This window comes from Mangrovibacter sp. MFB070, assembly GCF_000705335.1.
GTDB classification, from domain to species: domain Bacteria; phylum Pseudomonadota; class Gammaproteobacteria; order Enterobacterales; family Enterobacteriaceae; genus Mangrovibacter; species Mangrovibacter plantisponsor.
The window spans coordinates 24,690-47,293 of record NZ_JJMI01000003.1 but is presented as its reverse complement, the minus strand read 5'-3'; the positions used below and the strand labels follow the sequence as shown (position 1 = coordinate 47,293).

General features: G+C 52.2%; 20 protein-coding genes. 6 read left to right on the top strand and 14 right to left on the bottom strand.

From position 1 onward, the window contains the following. Positions 1 to 326 precede the first annotated feature (326 nt). The 3 genes from dinF to DT73_RS01675 form a co-directional block, all read right to left on the bottom strand. Positions 327 to 1,652 carry an MATE family efflux transporter DinF gene (gene dinF, locus DT73_RS01685; protein WP_036102993.1) on the bottom strand — a complete coding sequence of 442 codons (1,326 nt, stop codon included), beginning with the start codon at positions 1,650 to 1,652 and terminating at the stop codon, positions 327 to 329. Between the two features lie 99 nt (positions 1,653 to 1,751). Further along, complete coding sequence (lexA, locus tag DT73_RS01680; RefSeq protein WP_036102991.1) at positions 1,752 to 2,366, bottom strand: transcriptional repressor LexA; 615 nt, start codon at positions 2,364 to 2,366, stop codon at positions 1,752 to 1,754. 168 nt (positions 2,367 to 2,534) lie between these two features. Continuing rightward, entirely contained in the window at positions 2,535 to 2,903 is a 369-nt protein-coding gene (locus DT73_RS01675; protein ID WP_036102989.1) for a diacylglycerol kinase, read from the bottom strand. A 130-nt stretch (positions 2,904 to 3,033) separates the two neighbouring features. On the opposite strand from DT73_RS01675, the gene plsB reads away from it, so the two are divergent. Beyond that, a complete protein-coding gene (plsB, locus tag DT73_RS01670) occupies positions 3,034 to 5,472 on the top strand; it encodes a glycerol-3-phosphate 1-O-acyltransferase PlsB (protein ID WP_036102988.1) in 2,439 nt (812 codons plus the stop codon). A gap of 67 nt (positions 5,473 to 5,539) precedes the next feature. Here plsB and ubiA read toward each other — a convergent pair whose 3' ends face one another. The 5 genes from ubiA to malK all read right to left on the bottom strand — a co-directional run bounded on the left by ubiA (position 5,540) and on the right by malK (position 10,594). Next, the gene (gene ubiA, locus DT73_RS01665; RefSeq protein WP_036102987.1) at positions 5,540 to 6,421 is read right to left on the bottom strand and encodes a 4-hydroxybenzoate octaprenyltransferase; all 882 of its coding nucleotides are present in this window, start codon (positions 6,419 to 6,421) and stop codon (positions 5,540 to 5,542) included. Beyond that, positions 6,406 to 6,933 (bottom strand): chorismate lyase, encoded by a 528-nt coding sequence (gene ubiC, locus DT73_RS01660; protein ID WP_036102985.1) that lies wholly within the window; start codon positions 6,931 to 6,933, stop codon positions 6,406 to 6,408. Before ubiC ends, ubiA begins: the two co-directional genes overlap by 16 nt. Positions 6,934 to 7,116: 183 nt before the next feature. After that, positions 7,117 to 8,046: a maltose operon protein MalM gene (gene malM / locus DT73_RS01655; RefSeq protein WP_036103003.1), complete on the bottom strand. Its 930-nt coding sequence runs from the start codon at positions 8,044 to 8,046 to the stop codon at positions 7,117 to 7,119. 124 nt (positions 8,047 to 8,170) lie between these two features. Beyond that, positions 8,171 to 9,445: a maltoporin gene (locus tag DT73_RS01650; RefSeq protein ID WP_072006886.1), complete on the bottom strand. Its 1,275-nt coding sequence runs from the start codon at positions 9,443 to 9,445 to the stop codon at positions 8,171 to 8,173. Between the two features lie 39 nt (positions 9,446 to 9,484). Then, complete coding sequence (gene malK / locus DT73_RS01645; RefSeq protein ID WP_036102983.1) at positions 9,485 to 10,594, bottom strand: maltose/maltodextrin ABC transporter ATP-binding protein MalK; 1,110 nt, start codon at positions 10,592 to 10,594, stop codon at positions 9,485 to 9,487. Between the two features lie 375 nt (positions 10,595 to 10,969). Here malK and malE point away from each other — a divergent pair, with 375 nt between their 5' ends. From malE to malG, 3 genes are all read left to right on the top strand, one after another. Then, positions 10,970 to 12,160, top strand: a complete 1,191-nt coding sequence (malE, locus tag DT73_RS01640; RefSeq protein WP_036102981.1) for a maltose/maltodextrin ABC transporter substrate-binding protein MalE — start codon at positions 10,970 to 10,972, stop codon at positions 12,158 to 12,160. A gap of 76 nt (positions 12,161 to 12,236) precedes the next feature. After that, positions 12,237 to 13,781 carry a maltose ABC transporter permease MalF gene (malF, locus tag DT73_RS01635; RefSeq protein ID WP_036102980.1) on the top strand — a complete coding sequence of 515 codons (1,545 nt, stop codon included), beginning with the start codon at positions 12,237 to 12,239 and terminating at the stop codon, positions 13,779 to 13,781. Positions 13,782 to 13,793: 12 nt separating this feature from the next. Next, entirely contained in the window at positions 13,794 to 14,684 is an 891-nt protein-coding gene (gene malG / locus DT73_RS01630) for a maltose ABC transporter permease MalG (RefSeq protein ID WP_036102978.1), read from the top strand. Positions 14,685 to 14,818: 134 nt separating this feature from the next. Here the strand turns inward: malG and psiE are convergent, their stop codons facing one another. Beyond that, positions 14,819 to 15,232, bottom strand: coding sequence for a phosphate-starvation-inducible protein PsiE (psiE, locus tag DT73_RS01625; protein ID WP_036102976.1), 414 nt, complete (start codon positions 15,230 to 15,232; stop codon positions 14,819 to 14,821). A gap of 143 nt (positions 15,233 to 15,375) precedes the next feature. Here psiE and DT73_RS01620 point away from each other — a divergent pair, with 143 nt between their 5' ends. Both DT73_RS01620 and DT73_RS01615 read left to right on the top strand, forming a co-directional pair. Continuing rightward, a complete protein-coding gene (locus tag DT73_RS01620) occupies positions 15,376 to 16,029 on the top strand; it encodes an aspartate/glutamate racemase family protein (RefSeq protein WP_051691238.1) in 654 nt (217 codons plus the stop codon). Between the two features lie 46 nt (positions 16,030 to 16,075). Beyond that, entirely contained in the window at positions 16,076 to 16,636 is a 561-nt protein-coding gene (locus tag DT73_RS01615) for a GNAT family N-acetyltransferase (protein ID WP_051691237.1), read from the top strand. Here the strand turns inward: DT73_RS01615 and DT73_RS01610 are convergent. The 5 genes from DT73_RS01610 to pgi all read right to left on the bottom strand — a co-directional run bounded on the left by DT73_RS01610 (position 16,623) and on the right by pgi (position 22,525). After that, positions 16,623 to 18,713, bottom strand: coding sequence for a YjbH domain-containing protein (locus DT73_RS01610; RefSeq protein WP_036102974.1), 2,091 nt, complete (start codon positions 18,711 to 18,713; stop codon positions 16,623 to 16,625). The two genes, DT73_RS01615 and DT73_RS01610, sit on opposite strands and share 14 nt — an antisense overlap. Further along, positions 18,713 to 19,468 carry a capsule biosynthesis GfcC family protein gene (locus DT73_RS01605; protein ID WP_036102973.1) on the bottom strand — a complete coding sequence of 252 codons (756 nt, stop codon included), beginning with the start codon at positions 19,466 to 19,468 and terminating at the stop codon, positions 18,713 to 18,715. Before DT73_RS01605 ends, DT73_RS01610 begins: the two co-directional genes overlap by 1 nt. Beyond that, positions 19,468 to 20,103, bottom strand: coding sequence for a YjbF family lipoprotein (locus tag DT73_RS01600; RefSeq protein WP_036102971.1), 636 nt, complete (start codon positions 20,101 to 20,103; stop codon positions 19,468 to 19,470). The genes DT73_RS01605 and DT73_RS01600 overlap by 1 nt, the downstream gene beginning before the upstream one ends. Before the next feature lie 62 nt (positions 20,104 to 20,165). Further along, positions 20,166 to 20,501, bottom strand: a complete 336-nt coding sequence (gene yjbE, locus DT73_RS27020; RefSeq protein WP_036102969.1) for an exopolysaccharide production protein YjbE — start codon at positions 20,499 to 20,501, stop codon at positions 20,166 to 20,168. Positions 20,502 to 20,875: 374 nt separating this feature from the next. Beyond that, the gene (gene pgi / locus DT73_RS01590) at positions 20,876 to 22,525 is read right to left on the bottom strand and encodes a glucose-6-phosphate isomerase (protein WP_036102967.1); all 1,650 of its coding nucleotides are present in this window, start codon (positions 22,523 to 22,525) and stop codon (positions 20,876 to 20,878) included. Positions 22,526 to 22,604 lie beyond the last annotated feature (79 nt).

The window sequence follows — 22,604 nt, the reverse complement described above, 5'->3', positions numbered from 1 at the left end:
CACAAACAACCCGCTACTTGCAGCGAGGCCTGCTCGCGTAAGACCGGTGAACCGCAGAAAGGAAGACAAGGTTATTCCGCCCGGACGGCGGAATAAGGCGAACCGAGGCATGGATGCCGAGTCGAGCCGGCCGCAGGCTGACTGCCCGGAGGTGAACGCAGTGCGCAGCACCGGTCGCCAGCGAAAAACCGGATTGTTAAGGGGCGGGCCCCTTAACACGTTCACAGGCTGTGAAGCCACATTAACCACCTCACTTCAGGTGAACGGAAACAACTACACCACTGAAAATGAACGAAAACAGCCAGCTACACTGCAAGTGCTCCCCTTCACTTCACCTCAAACCACGTGCCATCCCGCCAGTACCGCCGCCAGCACCACCCCAACGTCACCCCGCGCAGCACCAAAAACACCACCAAAGAAAACCACAACCCATGATTCCCAAACCCAGGCAGTGTCAGCAGGCACACCGCAAACCCTGCGGCTGAAAGCGCCATGCTGTTACGCATTTCTGCGCCCCGGGTCGCACCAACAAACATCCCGTCCAACAAATAACACCACACCCCGGCAACCGGCAGCAGCACCTGCCAGAACAAGTATTTATCTGCCAACTGGTGTAATGCTGGTAGCGAAGTCAGTAAGCCAATAATTTGTGGCCCGGCAAGGGCATAAACCAGAGAGAACCCCAGAGCTACCACACCAGCCTGGCGGCATGCAGCGCCCCATACCGCCAGCAACTGCCCTTTGCTGCGGGCCCCAAAAGCCTGGCCGGAATGGGCTTCTACTGCATAAGCAAAACCATCAAGTGCGTAAGCGGTAAAGGTCAGTAACGTCATCAGTAATGCATTTACAGCCACAATATCGCCGCCCAGCCTGGCGCCGAGCACCGTGATGGAAGCAAAGCAGCCCTGAACCAGTAAAGAACGCAACATGATGTCACGGTTTAACGCCATCAAACGCCGAATATTACCGAACCACGCCGTTTTCAGGCCTGCCAGAGGAATGCCCCGCAGCACCAGAACCCGCCAGACCATCACCAACCCCAGAAGCAGCGTGACATACTCAGAGAGAGTGGTTGCCAGCGCAGCCCCTTTCACGTTCATACCCAGCCCCATTACCAGCCAGATATCCAGCGCGATATTCAGCACATTACCCACCACCAGCAGAATAACCGGAGCACGGGCATACTGCACACCCAACAACCAGCCCAGTAACACCAGGTTAGCCAGTGAAGCAGGGGCACCCAGCCAGCGAACCGATAAAAATGCCTGCGCCTGGGACAATACCGCTTCACTGCCGCCCGTCACGGTAAGTGCGAAGTGAATTAATGGCGCACGAAACACCACAATGGCGACTCCCGCCACCAGTGCCAGCAATAACGGCTGCATCAGGGCTCGTAACAACCCCTCGTCGTCTCTTGCGCCATAAGCCTGGGCCGTTAACCCGGTAGTACTCATCCGTAAAAACAGCAGCAGCATAAACAGAAAACTGGTTGCTGTTGCGCCAATAGCCACGCCACCAAGGTAATCCGGGCTGTCCAGGTGCCCAATCACCGCAGTATCAACCAGGCCCAATAACGGTACGGTGATGTTGGACACTATCATGGGAATAGCCAGGCGCCACAATGCCCGGTCAGTTCGGGAAAAAAATCGCATCACTTACCCCGGATAAAGTTTGGGTGAACACCCACAAAAAAGCCGTGACACAGGCTGGCTGCATCACGGCTGTAAAAGCATAGCAAATTAAGGATTCGGTCAGAGCCAGTCGCCGTTGCGAATAACGCCAACAGCCAGGCCCTCGATGGTAAAGTTTTGCTCGCGTAAATCGACAACAATGGGTTTGAATTCGTTATTTTCAGGGAGTAACTGAACCGTATTCCCTTGCTGTTTCAGGCGTTTAACGGTTACTTCGTCGTCGATGCGTGCCACAACGACCTGGCCATTGCGCACATCCTGCGTTTTATGCACTGCGAGTAAATCGCCGTCCATAATACCGATATCTTTCATTGACATACCACTAACGCGCAGTAAGAAATCCGCATGTGGTTTAAACAGGGAAGGGTCGACCTGATAGTGGCCTTCAATGTGCTGCTGAGCCAGCAGTGGTTCACCGGCAGCAACCCGGCCAACCAGCGGCAGGCCGTCGTCATTGGATTCTTCCAGGAGCAGACGAATACCACGAGAAGCGCCAGAAACGATTTCGATAACCCCTTTGCGGGCCAGCGCTTTCAAGTGTTCCTCTGCCGCATTGGGCGAACGAAAACCCAGACGTTGCGCTATTTCCGCACGGGTTGGAGGCATCCCCGTCTGGCTAATGTGATCCCGGATGAGATCATAGACCTCCTGCTGTCTGGTAGTAAGTGCTTTCATTCCTTCTGCCCCCTGGGTGTATATACAGTTATGCTGTGAGTATATACAGTTAATGGTGATTTTGAAACCACAATTAAGCAAAAAACCAGGGACTTATCCCATAAAGTAGCCAGAGGTAACCAGACAGCGCCTGAAATACACGGTATCAAGCGTTTTTTCAGGAAAAACTCAGAAAAAATGAGACCAGAGCACGCTTCCCCAGGTAAACAGGGCGAGTATAATTGCGAACAACACTGCAGCGGACCCCATATCTTTAGCCCTGCCAGAGAGTTCGTGAAAATCTGTTCCCACCCGGTCAACAATGGCTTCAATAGCACTGTTGAGAATTTCGATTATCATAACCAGAGTGACGGAGCCGATAAGCAACACGCGGGCAATGGCACCGACATCCAGCCAACAGGCAATAAAGATAGCCAGTACAGTAGCAACTCCTTCCTGGCGAAATGCGGCTTCATTGCGCCATGCCGCACGAATACCTTTCCAGGAATAACCGGCTGCTTTAATGATTCGGGTGAGTCCAGTGGTGTTACTTGCCATGAAGGAACCTTTTTAGCTTAGTGGCGTCAATGCCTGTAGCGTCGCGCAGGCAACTTCCTCAGAAATCCAGGCGGGTTTCTGTTATTCTTGCGACGCATTTGCGTTTTTAACCAGAGGCTTTACAACGTTTATGTCCGGTTGGCCACGAATTTACTACAAATTGCTGAATTTACCATTAAGTATGCTGGTAAAAAGCAAATCTATTCCGGCGGATCCTTGCGCCGAATTGGGTTTAGATACCTCTCGCCCTATTATGTATGTGCTGCCTTACAATTCAAAGGCAGACTTACTGACATTACGGGCGCAATGTCTGGCACACGATTTGCCAGACCCGCTGACACCCCTTGAAGTGGACGGTGCCTGCCTGCCACGCTATGTATTTATTCATGGCGGGCCGCGTGTATTTACCTATTACACGCCGAAGGAAGAGTCCATCAAGCTGTTTCATGATTACCTGGATCTGCACCGCAGCAACCCCAATCTGGATGTCCAGATGGTGCCAGTATCAGTGATGTTTGGCCGTTCACCAGGCCGGGAAAAAGGCGAAGAAAACCCGCCGCTGCGCCTGCTTAACGGCATTCAGAAGTTCTTTGCCGTGCTATGGCTGGGCCGCGACAGCTTCGTGCGTTTTTCGCCGCCCGTCTCTCTGCGCTGGATGGCGACAGAGCATGGCACAGACAAAACTATCGCCCAGAAGCTGGCCCGGGTTGCACGTATGCACTTTGCCCGGCTGCGTCTGGCGGCTGTCGGCCCGCGCTTACCTGCCCGTCAGGACCTGTTCAATAAGTTGTTGTCTTCAAAAGCTATCGCCAAAGCGGTAGAAGATGAAGCGCGCAGCAAGAAAATCTCCCATGAAAAAGCACAGCAAAATGCCGTTGCTCTGATGGAAGAAATTGCCGCGAACTTCTCCTATGAAGCCATCCGCATGACTGACCGCGTGCTGGGCTTCACCTGGAACCGGTTATATCAGGGCATTAACGTTCATAACGCTGAGCGGGTTCGCCAGTTGGCCCATGAAGGCCACGAACTGGTGTATGTTCCCTGCCACCGCAGCCATATGGATTACCTGCTGCTGTCCTATGTGCTGTATCACCAGGGGCTGGTGCCGCCGCATATTGCAGCTGGCATTAACCTGAACTTCTGGCCCGCCGGGCCGATTTTCCGCCGTCTGGGTGCTTTCTTTATTCGCCGTACGTTTAAAGGCAATAAGCTCTATTCAACCGTGTTCCGTGAATACCTGGGTGAATTATTCAGCCGTGGGTATTCGGTGGAGTATTTTGTTGAAGGGGGGCGTTCGCGCACCGGCCGCCTGCTTGACCCAAAAACCGGCACACTGTCTATGACGATTCAGGCCATGCTGCGCGGCGGTACCCGCCCGATTACGCTGGTGCCGATTTACATTGGTTATGAACATGTCATGGAAGTGGGCACCTACGCGAAAGAGTTGCGTGGCGCCACTAAAGAGAAAGAGAGCCTTATCCAGATGATGCGCGGCCTGAGCAAGCTGCGTAACCTGGGCCAGGGGTATGTCAACTTTGGCGAGCCAATTCCACTGACCAACTGGCTGAATCAGCATGTCCCGGAGTGGCGTGATGCGATAGACCCCATCGAAGCGATACGCCCGCCGTGGTTAACCCCCAGCGTGAACGAAATTGCTCATACACTGATGGTGCGCATTAACAATGCTGGTGCGGCTAACGCCATGAACCTGTGTTGCACGGCTTTACTGGCCTCTCGCCAGCGTTCACTTACCCGTGAGCAACTGACTGAGCAGTTAGAATGTTACATGAGCCTGCTGCGCAATGTGCCTTATTCACCGGATGCTACCGTTCCTGCATTGTCGGCCAGCGAGCTTATCGACCACGCATTGCAGATGAATAAGTTCGAAGTAGAAAAAGACACGATTGGCGATATTATCGTTCTGCCCCGTGAGCAGGCCGTGTTAATGACCTACTATCGCAATAACATTGTGCATATGCTGGTGATGCCGTCTTTACTGGCCTCAATTATTACGCAACACCGTAATATCACACGCGAAGATCTGCTGAGCCGGGTAGAAGTACTGTTCCCAATGCTTAAAGCAGAGCTGTTCCTGCACTGGGACAAAGAAGCACTGGGTTCTGTAGTGGATGCGCTGCTCAATGAGCTGGTGCAGCAGAACCTGATTCTGGAAGACGGCGGCCGTTTCCGCCTGAACCCGGCACGCTCCCGGACTCTACAGCTGCTTGCAGCCGGGGTGCGCGAGACGATTCAACGTTATGCAATCACTTTCTGGCTGTTGAGCGCCAACCCGACGATTAACCGCGGGACTCTGGAGAAAGAGAGCCGTACTGTGGCACAACGTTTGTCTGTACTGCACGGTATCAACGCCCCTGAGTTCTTCGACAAAGCGGTGTTCTCTTCTCTGGTGCTGACACTGCGTGATGAAGGCTATATCAGCGATACCGGTGATGCGGAGCCAACAGAAACCATGAAGGTTTACCAGTTGCTGGCTGAGCTGATTACTTCGGATATCCGCCTGACGATTGAAAGTGCTGCATCACAAGGCGAAGACGCACCCGCGCAATAACCGTTGAGTGTGTACGAAAAAAATGGCGGGAATTCCCGCCATTTTTTATGCCCGCAATAATAGCCGCTCAGGATAACGGCGGCAGATAATGTACAAACAACCCTAAAAATAATACCAGCCCTACATAGTTGTTATTCATAAAGGCTTTAAAACAGGCATCCCGGTCGCGCCCGGCAATGAGTTTTTGCTGGTATGAAAACAGCCCCGCAGCAAGCAACAGCGACCAGTAAAACGCACCGCTCAGGTGATTAAGCCAGCCCACCAGCACTAACAGTGCGAGAACCGCCACCTGCAATATGCCAATAATCAGTTTGTCGTAGCGCCCAAACAGAATAGCGGTGGATTTCACGCCTATTTTCAGGTCGTCGTCTCTGTCTACCATGGCATATTGCGTGTCATAAGCGACAGCCCAAAGGATATTGGCTAAAAACAGTAACCAGCAACTGAGCGGCAACTGTTCACTCACGGCCGAAAACGCCATAGGAATTGACCAGCCAAACGCAGCCCCTAATACCACCTGAGGTAAATGGGTGTAGCGTTTCATAAACGGGTATACCCAGGCCAGTGCCAGCCCGGCGACAGACAGCAGAATCGTCATGGTGTTCAGGGTAAGCACCAGCACGAAAGCCAGTAATACCAGCACACCAAATAACGTAATCGCTTCACGTACTGTTACATCACCACTGGGCAATGGGCGGCGAGCAGTGCGCTTGACATGCCCGTCAAATTTGCGGTCGGCGAAGTCATTCACCACACAACCCGCGGCGCGCATTAACCAGACACCGGCAATGAAAACCAGCAGAATAGTTACCGGCGGGACGCCTGGTGCCGCAAGCCACAACGCCCATAAGGTAGGCCAGAGTAACAGTAACGCGCCAATCGGTTTGTCAGTACGCATGAGCCGGTGAAATGCCAGCAGCTTATTCTTCTGCGTCAGACTCCACTCCATTTTTCATCCTCTTGATACAACGGTGATGCAGGTAAAAACAATTCGGTCAGTAATAATGGTTTGCCCGACAAACGGAGGCGGGAACGGCGCCCCCATAAGGTTTCACTGCGCCCCGGGTGAATAAAATCGCGTGTAAGGGCTGATGAGGTAAACAAATACCTGCCAAGCGGCGTTGTGCCCAGGCGCTGTAACGCCAGCTCCGGACCGTTCAGCGTGGATAACGGCACCACAGTGCGCCCCACCAGCCAGGGCGTACTATCGCCCAGCAAAATAATTTCCCGTAACCAGTATTGTGGTTCACGGGGTAACCAGTCGGCGTCTTCACCCACCTGTTCCGGCGTTACAAAGCCTTCCGATAGCAGCGTCACACTAACCTTGCTGCAACAGCGTTCAAAACGCTTTGTCATTGAGTCTTCCAACAACAGCCAGTCACGCAGCCAGGCTGACAGGTTATCCGGCAGGGTGTCGGAGAAAGACAGCGCCCGTAATTGCGCCAAAGCAGGGTGCATCATGCCCAACAGTCTCCAGAACAGAACAGTGGACATTGTAACGCAGAACACGAAAAGGGTGTGGCAGGAAAATAGCAGAAACCAACAGCCATGTAACAAAAAAACAACGACCACAGACAAGCCTGCCGGTGGAAAAAAGGTGCGCAGACGCGCACCAAGGCTTACAAGATCAGCAATGTGGGGTGATTACCCCTTGCCTTTTACACTACTGATAAAGGTTTTACGTGCGCTGGTGGATCCAAGACGCTCCGCCTCATCAAGTAATTTCAACGCTTTATCTACATCACCTTTCGCCACGGCCTGCTTAATGGCCTGGTTAAAGTAGGCTTCAGTGTCATTCAGCATGGGCTCCGCTTTCAGTGCCGGAGCTGGTGCCGCAACAGGCGCGACAGGCGCAACAGCTGTGGCAGTATTTCCGACGGTGACCGTTGGGGTGCTGGCTGAAGAACCAAAGATAGGCCCAACCAGGATGCTGGCTCCGGAAGAGGTTTTCACTTTCAGTTTGAGCGTACCCTCTGTAGCGTGCTGCGCTACCGGGTCCGGAATATCCGGAATGGCATTACCCGCGCCTTTGGCGTAAGCCTTGGCCGGAGCAATCAATGTGGTGGTACGTTGTACATCCTGCGGAGTCGTAAAGACCAGTAAGTAAATTTTCTGCTGCCCTAACGCAGGCGTCAGTTTCAGGGTGCCTTCCAGCCGGTCGGCAGCCATCACACCAGGTTGTTGGTAAGTGAAGAAGTTCGCCGGGAACCAGGCTGACGGGTTCATATTTTGGTCCAGTACCAGCACATTCGGGGCGAATACCCGGTTCTGTGCCACTTCACTGGTCAGGGTAATTGAGAGTTCGCCAATATTGGCAGGCACGCTGTATGCGGCCACTGGCCCGGTAATGCCCGGGTTACTGAGTTGCTGGCCCTGTGTTGCCAGCTTAACTTCTACATTCTGCCCGGAATTTAATGGCTGCCAGGTTAACCGCTGGAGTGACTGAGCACTAAAAGTAGGCGCTCCGGCGAGATTTTGCGGCACCAGGTCAACTTCAGCGAAAGAGATTGCGGGAACAGTGGCGAGCAACCCTGCGCTCAGGCAAAGGGCAATGAGACTTTTTTTCATTGTTATGACCTCGATTACAGAAGGGATACGGTAGCCAGGCAATAGCGCGTATCCACATAACTGCGTTCAACAGGGAAAGATTGAAGAGGGGGTTGCCCCCCTCTGGTTTAACGCGTTGTCGTCTTCAGGCTTACCACCAGATTTCCATCTGGGCGCCGAAGGTCCACTCGTCGTTGTCACCACGGCTGTAGGTGGTGGTGCTGGTATCGGCAGCCGCGTAACCGCTGTCGTTGTAGCCCCATTTTTCATCCCACTTGGCGTAGGTGGCGAACAGGCGCAGAGCCGGGCGGGACCAGATGCTGTCGCCAGCCTGCCATTGCTGTGCCAGGGTCACTTTGTACTGGTCGTTGTGCTTGCCAGCGCTCTGTGATTTGACGTTGTCGTAGCCCACTTCCAGCAAGGTGCTCATGATTGGCGTCCATTTGTACATTGGGCGCACGCCCACGGTGTACCAGGTGCTGCCGTTCTTGCTGTCCATGTCGATATCCTGATACATACCGACATACATCAGTGCCCATTTGTCGTTGAAGTCGATAGCGCCATGGTTCAGAACACGAATCATGTGGCCGTCGTTGTTCAAAGTGCCCTGCGCATGGCCACTGTTCCAGGTGGTCATCGCATCGGTTGCATACTGAACGACAAACTTGTTGAAACCGCCGCCAATAGACTGGGTATGTTCAGCGGTGAACATGTAACCGTCTTTGGTTGCGCCATCTTCCAGGCGGTAGTTGTCGCGTGGGTTAGCACGGCCATAATCCACACCCAGTTCCAGCACACCACCCGGGTTCACTTCCAGACCCGCTAAACGCACGTCAAATACGTCGTTGGCGGTTTTGGATGCATAATCGCGTTCACGGTCGCTGGTGAAGGTGTAAGAACCACCACTTTCAGAGTTACGGGTAGCAGCAACAGACAACTTACCAAAGCCGAGGTCTACGTTTTCCAGACCGGCACCAGGACCTGAAATATCCCAGTAGTAGAAGTCGATCATGTGAACGTCATGACGTTGGTAGAAGCGTTTACCGGCCCAAATGGTGGAGCCAGGCAGCGCATCAATCAGGTTTTTACCCTGAACGTTGGCTTCACGAAATGCCGGGCTGGTAGATTCCCAGTCATCCATCTGAGAAACCGAGTAAGCGACGTTAGTGTCGAAATAGAAGCTTTTATCACCTTCTTTCCACACTTCCTGTCCCAGTTTTAATTCCGCGTAGGTTTCACATTCGTTACCCAGACGGTATTTGCTTTGCGCGCCGGTGGCGGTAAAGCACTGCTGTTCACCGCCACTACCCGTCCAGCCAATACCAGAACGGGCATAACCGTGGAAGTCAACGGCCAGCGCCTGAGCAGACATCACACCCGCAGCCACTGCGATAGCCAGGGGAAGTTTGCGCAGAGTAATCATCATTCTATCTCCTGAGGTCATTGCTTTTATTGTGAGGGTCACTTAAACACCTGGCTCCTGATGCAACCGACGGCAGGCTGTGCCATCTTCCTTGAATAAGTGGCAGCGCTCTGGCGGCAAGCCAATGGCGAATGTCGCGCCCTCTTGCACCAGCACCACGTCGTTCTGGCGGTAAACCAGGTTTTGACGCAGCGCCGGAATCTGAATATGGATTTGTGTTTCATGCCCCAGTTGTTCCACCACCTGCACTTCCCCTTCGAGGGTGACATCGGCGATTTCACTGGGCAGTAAATGTTCGGGACGAATGCCCAAAGACATGTTGGCCCCCACCTGAACGCCAGTGCTTTCCACCGGCAGCCATACGTGCTGGCGGTTAGGCAGCTCAACCTGCACTTGTTCCAGTGCGGTTGCGGTGACTTTAACGGGCAGGAAGTTCATTTTGGGCGAGCCGATAAAACCGGCGACAAAGCGGTCTGCCGGGTAGTGATACAGTTCAAGAGGCTTACCGACCTGCGCGATACGACCGGCATCCAGCACCACAATTTTGTCGGCGAGGGTCATTGCCTCTACCTGGTCGTGGGTGACGTAAATCATGGTGCGCTTCAGGCGTTTATGCAGGCGGGAGATCTCAATACGCATTTGCACACGTAATGCCGCATCCAGGTTAGACAGCGGTTCATCCAGCAGGAATACCCGAGGTTCAGCGACCAGAGTACGGCCAATCGCCACACGCTGGCGCTGCCCGCCGGAGAGCGCTTTCGGGCGACGGTCCAGTAAATGGGCCAGTTGCAGCACTTCAGCAACCTGGTTAACACGCTGGTTAATCAGCTCTTTTTTAGCACCAGCCAGTTTCAGGCCGAAAGACATGTTTTCCGCCACCGACAAGTGCGGATAAAGCGCATAAGACTGAAATACCATGCCCACACCACGTTCAGCGGGAGGGACATCATTCATACGTTTTTCGCCAATGAACAAGTCACCACTGGTGATGGTTTCCAGACCCGCAATCATGCGTAATAACGTTGATTTACCACAGCCAGACGGGCCAACAAATACGACAAATTCGCCGTCGTTGACTGTTAAATTGATGTCTTTCGACACCACCACGTCTCCCCAGGCTTTGGTTACGTTCTGTAACTGCACGTTTGCCATCGAACTTCTCCCTTCATCCATCACTCAACCCGCCAGCGGCAGGTAATACAAGATGTGTCCGACTATGAGGGAGTTTGTCGTCAGGAAAATCCTCCACCCATGGCTTTTTTATGGGGGAGGAGACGGGAGGATGAGAAACACGTACAGGCAGGGAAAATCGTGGGCTGGCAGGGATTTTCGTGATCCTGACGTCAAAAATCGGTGCTGTTTTGTGTGCTACAGGCCACATAACGGGGATTTATGAGAGACACGTCACACAAACCTCCCTTACGGCGTAGTGCCAGGGAGGATGAGATTTTCCTGTTCTAATCCGAAACTGGCACAGGTAAAGCCACACAGTGTATCCACGTGCATATCACCTAAAGGATGGAACATATGAAAATTAAAACCGGCGCACGTATCCTCGCGTTGTCTGCGCTGACGACAATGATGTTTTCTGCCTCTGCTCTGGCCAAAATCGAAGAAGGCAAACTGGTTATCTGGATCAACGGCGATAAAGGCTATAACGGCCTGGCCGAAGTGGGTAAAAAGTTTGAACAGGACACCGGGATTAAAGTCAGTGTTGAACATCCGGACAAGCTGGAAGAGAAATTTCCGCAAGTAGCTGCAACAGGCGACGGCCCGGACATTATCTTCTGGGCCCACGACCGTTTTGGTGGATATGCGCAGTCTGGTCTGCTGGCTGAAATCACCCCGGATAAAGCTTTCCAGGACAAACTCTATCCGTTTACCTGGGATGCCGTTCGCTACAATGGCAAACTGATTGCCTACCCAATAGCTGTTGAAGCGTTATCACTGATTTACAACAAAGACTTGCTGCCAAACCCGCCAAAAACCTGGGAAGAAATTCCGGCACTGGATAAAAAACTGCGTGCTGAAGGTAAGAGCGCGCTGATGTTTAACCTGCAGGAGCCGTACTTCACCTGGCCGTTAATCGCCGCTGATGGTGGCTATGCCTTTAAATATGAAAACGGCAAATACGATGTCAAAGACGTGGGTGTGGATAACGCAGGCGCGAAAGCCGGCCTGACTTTCCTGGTTGATTTGATTAAAAACAAACACATGAACGGCGACACTGATTACTCGATTGCTGAAGCGGCATTCAACAAAGGTGAAACCGCCATGACCATTAATGGTCCGTGGGCCTGGGCGAATATCGACAAGAGCAAAATCAACTACGGTGTAACTCTGCTGCCAACCTTTAAAGGTAAATCCTCAAAACCGTTTGTTGGTGTACTGAGCGCCGGAATTAACGCGGCCAGCCCGAACAAAGAGCTGGCGAAAGAGTTCCTGGAAAACTACCTGATGACTAATCAGGGCCTGGAAACCGTTAACAAAGATAAACCGCTGGGTGCTGTTGCGCTGAAATCTTACCAGGAAGTTCTGGAAAAAGACCCGCGTATCGCCGCTACCATGGCTAACGCCCAGACCGGTGAAATCATGCCGAATATCCCGCAGATGTCCGCATTCTGGTACTCCGTTCGTACTGCTGTAATTAACGCCGTTACTGGCCGCCAGTCTGTTGACGCAGCGCTGAAAGACGCCGAAACACGTATTACAAAATAAACCATCAGTCTCCACCTTCTCCCCACCGGGAGAAGGTGCCTGATACCCCGCAGTTCCCGTAGTAGAGGAAGACCCCATGGATGTGATGAAAAAGAGCCACTGGTGGCAAAGCGACAGTCTGAAATGGTCTGTTATCGCCTTGCTCGGGTTACTGGTCGGTTATCTTGTGGTAGTGATGTACGCCCAGGGGGAGTACCTGTTTGCCATAATGACCCTGATTATCAGTAGCCTGGGTTTATATATTTTCGCCAACCGCCGTACCTATGCCTGGCGCTATGTGTACCCGGGGCTGGCCGGGATGGGGTTATTTGTACTTTTTCCACTGGTTTGCACCATTGCCATTGCGTTCACTAACTACAGCAGCACCAACCAGTTAACTTTTGAGCGGGCGCAACAAGTGCTGATGGACCGCCAGTACCAGGCGGGCAAAAGTGTCCGGTTTGCGCTCTACCCTGCTGGCGACAAATGGCAACTGGCCCTGACTGATACTGCTGAAGGGAAAAACTACCTTTCTGAACCGATTACACTGAGCGGCAAGCAACACTTAACGCTGTCCCCGGTGGATGCCCTGCCAGCAACAGATCACGCCAACCTGCGCGTAATTACCCAAAACCGCCAGGCACTTGGCGAAATCACCGCCGATATTCCCGGTAACCCGGGGCTGGTGATGAGCTCATTACGTGAATTTTCCGGTACCCGGCCTTTATATACGCTGGGCAAAGATAACAGCCTGACCAACAACCAAACCGGTGTGATATACCGCCCGAACACTAAAATCGGCTTTTACCAGGCTGTGGATGCCAGCGGTAACTGGGCCAGCGAACAGCTAAGCCCGGGCTATACCGTAACCATTGGCTGGGATAACTTTACGCGTGTATTTACCGATGAAGGCATCAAGAAACCCTTCTTCGCCATTTTCATCTGGACCATTGTTTTCTCTGCCCTCACTGTTTTCCTGACAGTTGCCGTCGGTATGGTACTGGCCTGCCTGGTACAGTGGGAATCCCTGAAAGGAAAAGCGATTTACCGGGTACTGCTCATTTTGCCTTATGCGGTGCCATCGTTTATTTCTATTCTGATTTTCAAAGGGTTGTTCAACCAAAGTTTTGGTGAAATCAACATGATGCTGAGTGCGCTGTTTGGCATCAAACCCGCCTGGTTCAGCGACCCGACGACCGCCCGCAGCATGATTATCATCGTCAATACCTGGCTGGGTTACCCCTACATGATGATCTTGTGCATGGGGCTGCTGAAAGCAATTCCGGAAGATTTATATGAAGCATCGGCGATGGATGGCGCGGGCCCGTTCCAGAACTTCTTCCGCATTACACTGCCTTTGCTGATTAAGCCACTGACACCACTGATGATTGCCAGTTTCGCGTTTAACTTTAACAACTTTGTTCTGATTCAGTTGTTAACCAACGGCGGCCCGGACCGGCTCGGCACTACCACACCGGCAGGTTATACCGACTTACTGGTGAGCTACACCTACCGTATCGCCTTTGAAGGCGGCGGCGGGCAGGACTTCGGCCTGGCGGCAGCCATCGCCACAATTATATTCCTGCTGGTTGGCGCACTGGCTGTCGTGAACCTGAAAGCCACCCGCATGAAGTTTGATTAAGGAGGAATCATCATGGCTATGGTGCAACCCAAATCGCAAAAATTACGCTTGCTGACCACTCACTTACTGTTGCTGTTGTTTATTGCGGCCATCATGTTCCCGCTGTTAATGGTGGTGGCGATCTCTCTGCGCTCCGGTAACTTCGCAACTGGCAGCCTGATCCCCGATCAAATTTCCTGGGAACACTGGAAACTGGCGCTGGGGTTCAGTGTGGAACATGCCGACGGGCGTGTCACACCGCCCCCGTTCCCGGTGCTGTTGTGGCTGTGGAACTCAGTCAAAATCGCCGGTATTACCGCGATTGGGATTGTGGCGTTGTCCACTACCTGCGCTTACGCTTTCGCGCGGATGCGTTTCCCAGGCAAAGCCACCCTGCTTAAAGGGATGCTGATTTTCCAGATGTTCCCGGCAGTGCTGTCACTGGTTGCGTTATATGCATTGTTCGACCGCCTCGGCCAGTACATTCCGTTTATTGGCCTGAATACCCATGGCGGGGTGATTTTTGCCTACCTCGGCGGTATTGCACTGCACGTCTGGACGATTAAAGGCTATTTCGAAACGATTGATGGCTCGCTGGAAGAAGCGGCGGCACTGGATGGCGCCAGCCCGTGGCAGGCTTTCCGCCTGGTGTTGCTACCGTTATCGGTGCCAATTCTGGCGGTGGTCTTTATTCTGTCGTTCATTGCCGCAATTACCGAAGTGCCGGTTGCTTCACTGCTGCTACGTGATGTAAACAGCTACACCCTGGCCGTAGGTATGCAGCAATACCTTAACCCGCAGAACTACTTGTGGGGCGACTTTGCCGCTGCCGCAGTGTTGTCCGCGATACCGATTACTGTTGTGTTCCTGCTGGCGCAGCGCTGGCTGGTTAACGGCCTCACCGCTGGCGGTGTTAAAGGCTAACCTTGTTCCACCCCCGCGCGAACCTGCCTGTACGCGCGGGATGTAATGCCACTGCAAACCCTCATTATTAAGCCAACTTGTCTCTGTCTTTGGCGGCCTGAAGAGCCGCCACTTTTTTTGTGCATCACGCACATTTATTCCCGCCGCAGCCTGCTACTGTTGCATAGCCATAGCGTAATAACTAACAGCAGAATAGCGGCTGAGTAGATAAGGACATCGATTGGGGATTTATGGTCGATGATTATCAGGCGCACAATCGCCGTAATACCGATATAAACAAAGTAACGTAACGGGAAATGAAATCCCGACTGAAAGTACTTCACAATCAGGGCGATAAATTCGAAGTAAAGGAAGTAAACCACCAGGCCTTCAATCAGCAGGTATTTACTGGCCTGCTCATTCGGGGTGAACAGCACATCAGCAAGATGCAGGGTTTCTTTACCGAGAAAAATGACCAGTATTAACCCAAGGCAGGTCAGTCCCAGGTTGAGAATGGTTTGCAAAATTGTCGAAATCAATTCGACACGGGCGCGCGCTAATGACGTCATAACAGACTCCACTGAATTGCGGTCTCTGGCCTGTTATACGGCAAAAATGTGATCCAGATCCATATTTTTTTCTTTAGCATAGTGTGCTATCCATACGTGAATCTGTTCATGCGGAGTGATACCGATACCAACCGGAGGTCTCTATGATTCGCATTGCCTGTTTACACACGGCACCCGGTAATGAAGCGTTATTTGAACAGGCGGCACAGGATACGGGCCTGCCCGCGGGGTGTTTAAAACACACGGTGATGCCGCAACTGTTGCGCACGGCGGAAGCCAGTGGCGGGTTAACCTCAGCACTGGAAGATGATGTAATCCGGGTGCTTCTGGCACTAAGCCATCACGCCGACGCAGTACTGCTGACCTGCTCAACGCTTGGCCCGGCGGTAGACAAACTCAACCAGCGTTCACCCGTCAGCATTCCGGTGTTGCGCGTTGACCGGGCACTGGCGCAAGCAGCAATGGCCCAGGGTAAGCGCACGGTGGTGTTGTGTACCACCCAAACAACGGTTGAACCTACCCGGGTACTGTTCGAACTGGCACGCCAGCAACCTGAACAGGTAATGGAAACCCGGCTGATTCCCGGTGCCTGGGATGCTTTTTTACAGGGTGACCAAATCCTGTACCACGAGCGGATTATTGCTGCCGTACAACGGGCTCTGACAGAGGGTGCCGAGTGTGTTGCACTGGCGCAGGCATCCATGAGCAGTGTCAGTAAATATTTGCCAGCCTGCTCCCCGGTACTGACCAGCCCACATCTGGCGCTGGAACAGCTAAAAACACAGCTTCTGGAGTGACACAGCATTTTTCCTGTTTGCTGGTGTGTATTATCTTATTGTAACTATGAAAACATTCACATTTCGCACAGCGCAGGAAGGCGATGCTTTCCTGCTTCACCAACTGGGCACCGAAAGTTATCAGCACCACTTTGCTCACTTGTGGAATAACCCACAAGAGATGCAGGCATTCATGCATAAATCCTTTGATCCTGCCGCGATTCGCGAGCGGATGGGCACGCCCGGTAACCAGTGGCTGGTTGCCGAAGCAGGCAAACCAGTCGGTTTTGCCGAACTGACCTGGCATGAACGGTTAGCACACCCCTCGCCTCAGGGCGCGTTTCTGAACAAAATCTATTTGCTGCCGGGGCTTACCGGGCAAGGACTGGGGCAGGCTTTTTTTGGCGAGATAATCACCCAGGCAATGGCTCATGGGGAAACATCGTTGTGGCTGGAGGTGCTTGCAGAAAATCATGGCGCCCGGCGTTTTTACATGCGCCAGGGGATGCATGTTATGAAGAAGCTGGTGTTTCAAAGTGCAACGCAAACCAGTGATATTTTACTGATGGCGATGTCACTTCCCCGGCCAGGAACTGCACCGGGGAAGCCTCAGGTTAACGGAAGTTAACGCTGCGGTCGCTGGTCATGCTGTAGAGGTCAAATTTACGGCCCAGCATCTGCCCACCATCACGTGTAAGCGGCGACCAACTGACTTGCGCGCGGCTGCGTGTCGGGTAGGCGCTGAACAGATCCATCGGTACAGAGATATACACCCCTTTGGTGAAATCCCCTTCGCCGTATTCGTCTGGCGACACATTGGTGATAGTGGCGTAAGTCCCAACCACAATCCCGCTGTCGAAGTGTTTCGACACTTCCAGCGTCGCGCCCTTGTCGCCTGCCAGATACTGCCCGACACTCAGCTTCATCAACACATCTGGTGCAAATGACGGATTCCAGTATGCCGTAACATGGCCGGTTTTCACGCTGTAATCAGTGAATTTCATCATGTCTGTTGGGCTGGTCCAGTCGCGCTGTTTCACGTAGTTAGCATTGACACCTAACGCCCAGTCGCTGTCCAGTGGGCGCCATAACACTTCGGTCCCGACCCCGCCAAACATGGTTTCCAGGTAACCACCATATACCTGGCCGTAAAAACCATTCCCCAGATACTGGAAGTAGTTCGCCTGCAGGTTATTGATGTAGTAGTTGTTTTCCACATATTCACGCACACGAGTACGAACACGCGGTAACACAGAGTCGCTACTGGTGTAATTAAATTTGCTGTAGTTGTTGGTCAGGTTCACGAACAGGCTGCCGGTAGTTAATAAATGGTCGGTCAGCCAGTAATCCGCCGTTCCCATTACCCCTAACTGGTACATGTAGAAGTTTTCCGGGCCACCAACAGACTGGTTCAGCACCGGGTCGAGCGAGTAATTGAAGCGGCTTTTCTCGATATACCAGCCTTGCTCAGTGTCATCTGGAATATCCGGATTTTCCCGTTTTTGCAGTAACGGCGTTTCCTGCCCCAGGGGTTCCCCTTCCAGATGGTGTTTCAGGCTGGCGACATCGGTTTCAGTGGTAACCTGCGGCAAATTCACGCTGCTTTCATTAACCTTAATGGTACGAATACCCGCCGGGAGATCATTCATGATGATGCGGTTTGCACGCACCACGCCTTCATCTCCATCACGGTATTTCGCCTGGTCACCAGAAACATATAAGGTATCGCCTTTGATCTGGATTTTCGGGTCGATATACCCGGCGTTGTATTTCAGTTGGGTTAACTGGTTTGCCACTACGGTATGTTGCAGCACGGCATCCTGTGGCTGCGGCTCATATGCCGGGCGGCGGCTGTCTGTCCAGTAATGGCGCAAATCATTAAAGTTGGTATGCAGGGTAAAACCGAACATGAACGTGTTGCCGCGCTCATAGCTCAGGCTGGCATCAGCCCAGTTCGATAAACGGTAAACAGCCCCGACGTTAAATTTACTTTTTTGCTCGATTACCCCGGCGTATTCATCACTGTAGTTGTTGCCTTCATATTCCAGCTTCAGGCGCAGTGGCTGCCATGGGGTTTGGTATTCAATCCCACCAAATAAAGCACTCGGGCCATGGAACATGTTACCCGCACTGAGTGAACCTGCCGCCTGGTAGCTGGTGTCACGGTAGCAATAGCTGCCACTGACACTACAGAACGGGTTTTTGATATTGCCACTGGTGCCCAGGTAACCCCAGCCAATGCCGAGCGAGAAATCGAACGGCCCCCAGGCTTTACTGGCAACCAGGTATTCACTGTCAAACAGCCCGGTACCGCCAATATCACGCAGGCCAACAGCGACTTGCGGCAACCAGTATCCTTCTTCCCACAAACGCAGTTTCATATCGAAGGATTTATCTTTGTAGGTTTGGTTGCCAGAGAACGCCTCTACGTTACTGTATTTGCGGGTACGCACGTCGGTATAACGCAGTGTGGTTTCCAGCCAGGGGAATAACTGAATGGAACCAGAATAAAAGCGGTACTGGTCGTTATCATGGTAGTTAAAGCTGAACGAGCCTTCACGTGCCATACGGGCGGTGGGAGTTTGCATTAAGCCCACACCACCAAAGTCTGATTGCGTTGTGTTGTCTGGCGCGACATAAGTTTCAGCATGACAGGCCGTTGCCACGGCCATCGCCATCAGACTGTATAAATATTTTTTCTTCATCAATCTGGTATCCGATGGGTCAGAGAGGTCAGGATGCGTTTATTCAACTCGTCCCACGACGATGAGAACAAATGCGAACCAAAGCCAACAAAGATCAGGCTGCCCGGAGAGGGTTCAACATGCTGCTTATTCCAGTACGCCACGGGGACTTGCTCAGTTGTGCCATCCGGGTAAATCACCCAGGCATAGCTACGCTCAGCGCCACTGAGCAGGCTTTGGTCATCCAGGTAATCCGCCACAGATTCCCCAGGTGTAAACGCTACAGTTCCGGGTTTGCTGACCAGGCCCAGTATGGTCACGGTATTGGGTTGTGCGGGAAGCCAGAGCTGGTATTGCCCTTCCAGTGGTACGTTCTGCTGGCCGTTCAACCGTAACCAGTCCGGGTCGAGACGTACCAGTTGGCGCCCTGTCACTTTCACCAGAGCCAGTTGTGCCCGCAATGCCTGAATAGCCGCACCGCTGTCGCCGCCTTCATCCCGGGCCAGTGCATCCAGATCTGCCAGTAATTGCTGGTGTTCTTGTTGCATTTTGATACTGGCGCCCTGGTAGCTGATCACCGCGCCTCGCCACCAGTCGCTGTGTACCTCTGGTGCTGTAACGACATCTGCCAGTCTGGCGACATTATTCAGTTGTACTGGTGTGCTGTTGCCTGGCATGTTCACGGTGACAGTGCCTGCAGCCCAGCTGGAAGCCGGGCCTGCGGTAAACCCCATCATCAGGGAAAAGAGAATCGGTGCGGTTTTTGTCAAATTCATTATTGTGCCGCCTTTAACAAGAGCTGGGTGACCGGATAATAATCGCCACCTAAATACTGACGGGACTGGAGAATTAATCCTGAAGAAGAGACCCAGTAGCGGTTCTGCCAACTGGCATCATCTGTAGTGACTTCTTCATTAAGCACCCTCACTGCCAGGGTTTTATCGGCAATTTTCAGGGTGTCTGTGCCATCCCAGTGGAATGTTGAACGGGCAACGGCGTAGCGCACTTGCTGGTGCTCAGTCCAGCCCATGCGCCGGGTCCACTGCGCACCGTCCTGTAACGTCGCTACGTTCGCCAGCGGGTCTACGCTAAGGTTATCCACTTCAAGGAGGTTATCTGTCAGGCCCAGAGTTTTCACCAGACGCCCGTGTTGTGCCACCATCACCGCGCCATCCTGAGTGGCCCATTTTTGCTGGCCCTGTTCATCCCAGGCCAGAACAACAAAGATACGTGGCCCGCCATTTAAAGAAACGTACTGGCTGGCATAAGGCATGTTTTGAATTTCGTCGTCAGTGAGTTTGACGCCGTTATCGCCCCACAGGCTGTCCCACAACGATACCCCAAGCCCTTTCGTGGTTGCTGAACACGCCTGAAGAAGCAGGCAAATCATAATTATTAGCAGTCGTTTCACCACACGTCCCCGGGGTCAAAATAACCACACCGAAGTGTGGTTATGATTAAAACACTCACTAATTAGCGAGTGGCCGTACTGGTCGTCGTTGTTGTAGTGGTTCCGGTATTTGCACCGTTACCACCACCGGTTGCGGCTAAAGCCATACCCATTGCGGAACCCATTGTGCTGGCACCGGCTGCTGCTGAACTACCAACAGAAACTGAACTGGCGGCAGCGCCAGCAGCATGACCGAAACCAACCTGGCTCAAACCGGCAGCCGGGCCAGAGGCCTGACCAAAACTAACCGGAGTCGCACTGGTCGCTGCACCGCTCTGGCCGAAACCAGGTGCTGCACTGGCAGAACCAGCCGCAGCAAGTGCAAATATGGCAAATGCGCCATAGACGAGTTTCTTCATAACAATTTCCCTTCACTAAATGAATGGAGATTTACCTGAAAACTTTTCAGGCGCGATCGAGTATACACAACAACCCGGTGTGATTTGGCTCACAGCGAATAACCTGATGGGTTTTCAGAAAAGATGAAGATATAAAGAATTTCGCAGCAAATTAGAATTATCAAACAAATAAAAATCAATTAGTTACATTTAAATTGTTTGGTTGAATAATCCGTTTTGTCTGAAAAGAAAGGCGAGGGATAATAATAGATTAAACGCTTTTCAGAATAACCTTACTCATAGTTAATGGTTAAGTACGTTTTTTCACAGATTTATCTTATAAAAAACGCCGGTATAAAACCGGCATTTTTAAATATATAGCGAAACTTAATAAATTAAGCGCGCCAGGATTTATAACGGTTAATTAGGCCGTTGGTGGAACTGTCGTGGCTTTCCACCGCGCTCTGGTCACCCAGTTCCGGCAAAATGCGGTTAGCCAGTTGTTTACCCAGTTCAACACCCCACTGGTCAAACGTGAAGATGTTGAGAATAGCGCCCTGAGTGAAGATTTTGTGTTCATACAGCGCAATCAGTGCGCCAAGGCTGAACGGAGTAATTTCACGCAACAGGATGGAGTTGGTTGGGCGGTTGCCCTGGAATACTTTAAACGGCACCACATGCTGCAGCGTTGCCGGGTCTTTACCCTGGTCACGGAACTCTTGTTCCACTACATCACGAGATTTACCGAATGCCAGCGCTTCTGTTTGCGCAAAGAAGTTGGACAGCAGTTTCTGGTGATGGTCGCTCAACGGGTTGTGAGTGATTGCCGGTGCAATAAAGTCACACGGAACCAGTTTGGTGCCCTGGTGAATTAGCTGGTAGAACGCATGCTGACCGTTGGTGCCTGGTTCACCCCAGATAATTGGCCCGGTCTGGTAATCCACTGCGTTGCCGTTACGGTCAACATATTTGCCGTTGGATTCCATATTCCCTTGCTGGAAATAGGCCGCGAAACGGTGCATATACTGGTCGTATGGCAGAATAGCTTCGGTTTCAGCGCCGAAGAAATTGTTATACCAGATGCCAATCAGTGCGAGGATAACCGGCAGGTTTTGCTCAAGCGGAGTGCTGGCGAAATGTTTGTCCATTTCGTGTGCGCCACTTTGCAACTGAATAAAGTTATCAAAGCCCACAGACAGAATGATAGACAGGCCAATCGCAGACCATAAGGAATAACGGCCGCCAACCCAGTCCCAGAATTCAAACATGTTGGCGGTATCAATACCGAATTCGCTTACCGCTTTGCCATTGGTGGACAGCGCAGCAAAGTGTTTAGCAACGTGTTTTTCATCACCAGCAGTTTTCAGGAACCAGTCACGGGCGCTGTGCGCGTTGGTCATGGTTTCCTGAGTGGTGAACGTTTTGGAAGCCACCAGGAACAGCGTGGTTTCCGGGCTAACATTTTTCAGCACTTCCGCAATATGGGTGCCATCAACGTTAGACACAAAATGCATGTTCAGGTGGTTTTTGTACGGGCGCAGGGCTTCTGTCACCATGAACGGACCAAGGTCAGAGCCACCAATACCAATGTTAACTACGTCAGTAATCGGTTTACCGGTGTAACCTTTCCATTCGCCGCTGATAATGGCTTCAGAGAAGTGTTTCATCTTCTCAAGCACCGCATTCACTTCCGGCATGACATCTTTGCCATCGACCAGGATTGGTGTGTTGCTACGATTGCGCAACGCAACATGCAGAACAGCGCGGTCTTCAGTCCGGTTAATTTTTTCGCCGGAGAACATAGACTTAATAGCAGAAGACAAGTCTGTCTCTTTTGCGAGGGCCAGTAATTTATCAAGCGTTTCCTGCGTGATGCGGTTTTTGGAATAATCCACCAGCATCAAATCGTTGAAAGTAGCGGAAAAACGAGAAAAACGATCGCTTTCTTTAGCAAAGAGTTCACTGATAGTGACTTCTTTCATGTCGGCGAAGTGTTTCTCAAGCGCCTGCCAGGCTGCGGTTTGCGTTGGATTGATATTTTTCATAGCAACACTCTTTTGATTTGAGAATTGTGACTGAACACGATTGTAGCGCTTGTATGCTGCATTTGTGATGATTTTCTGT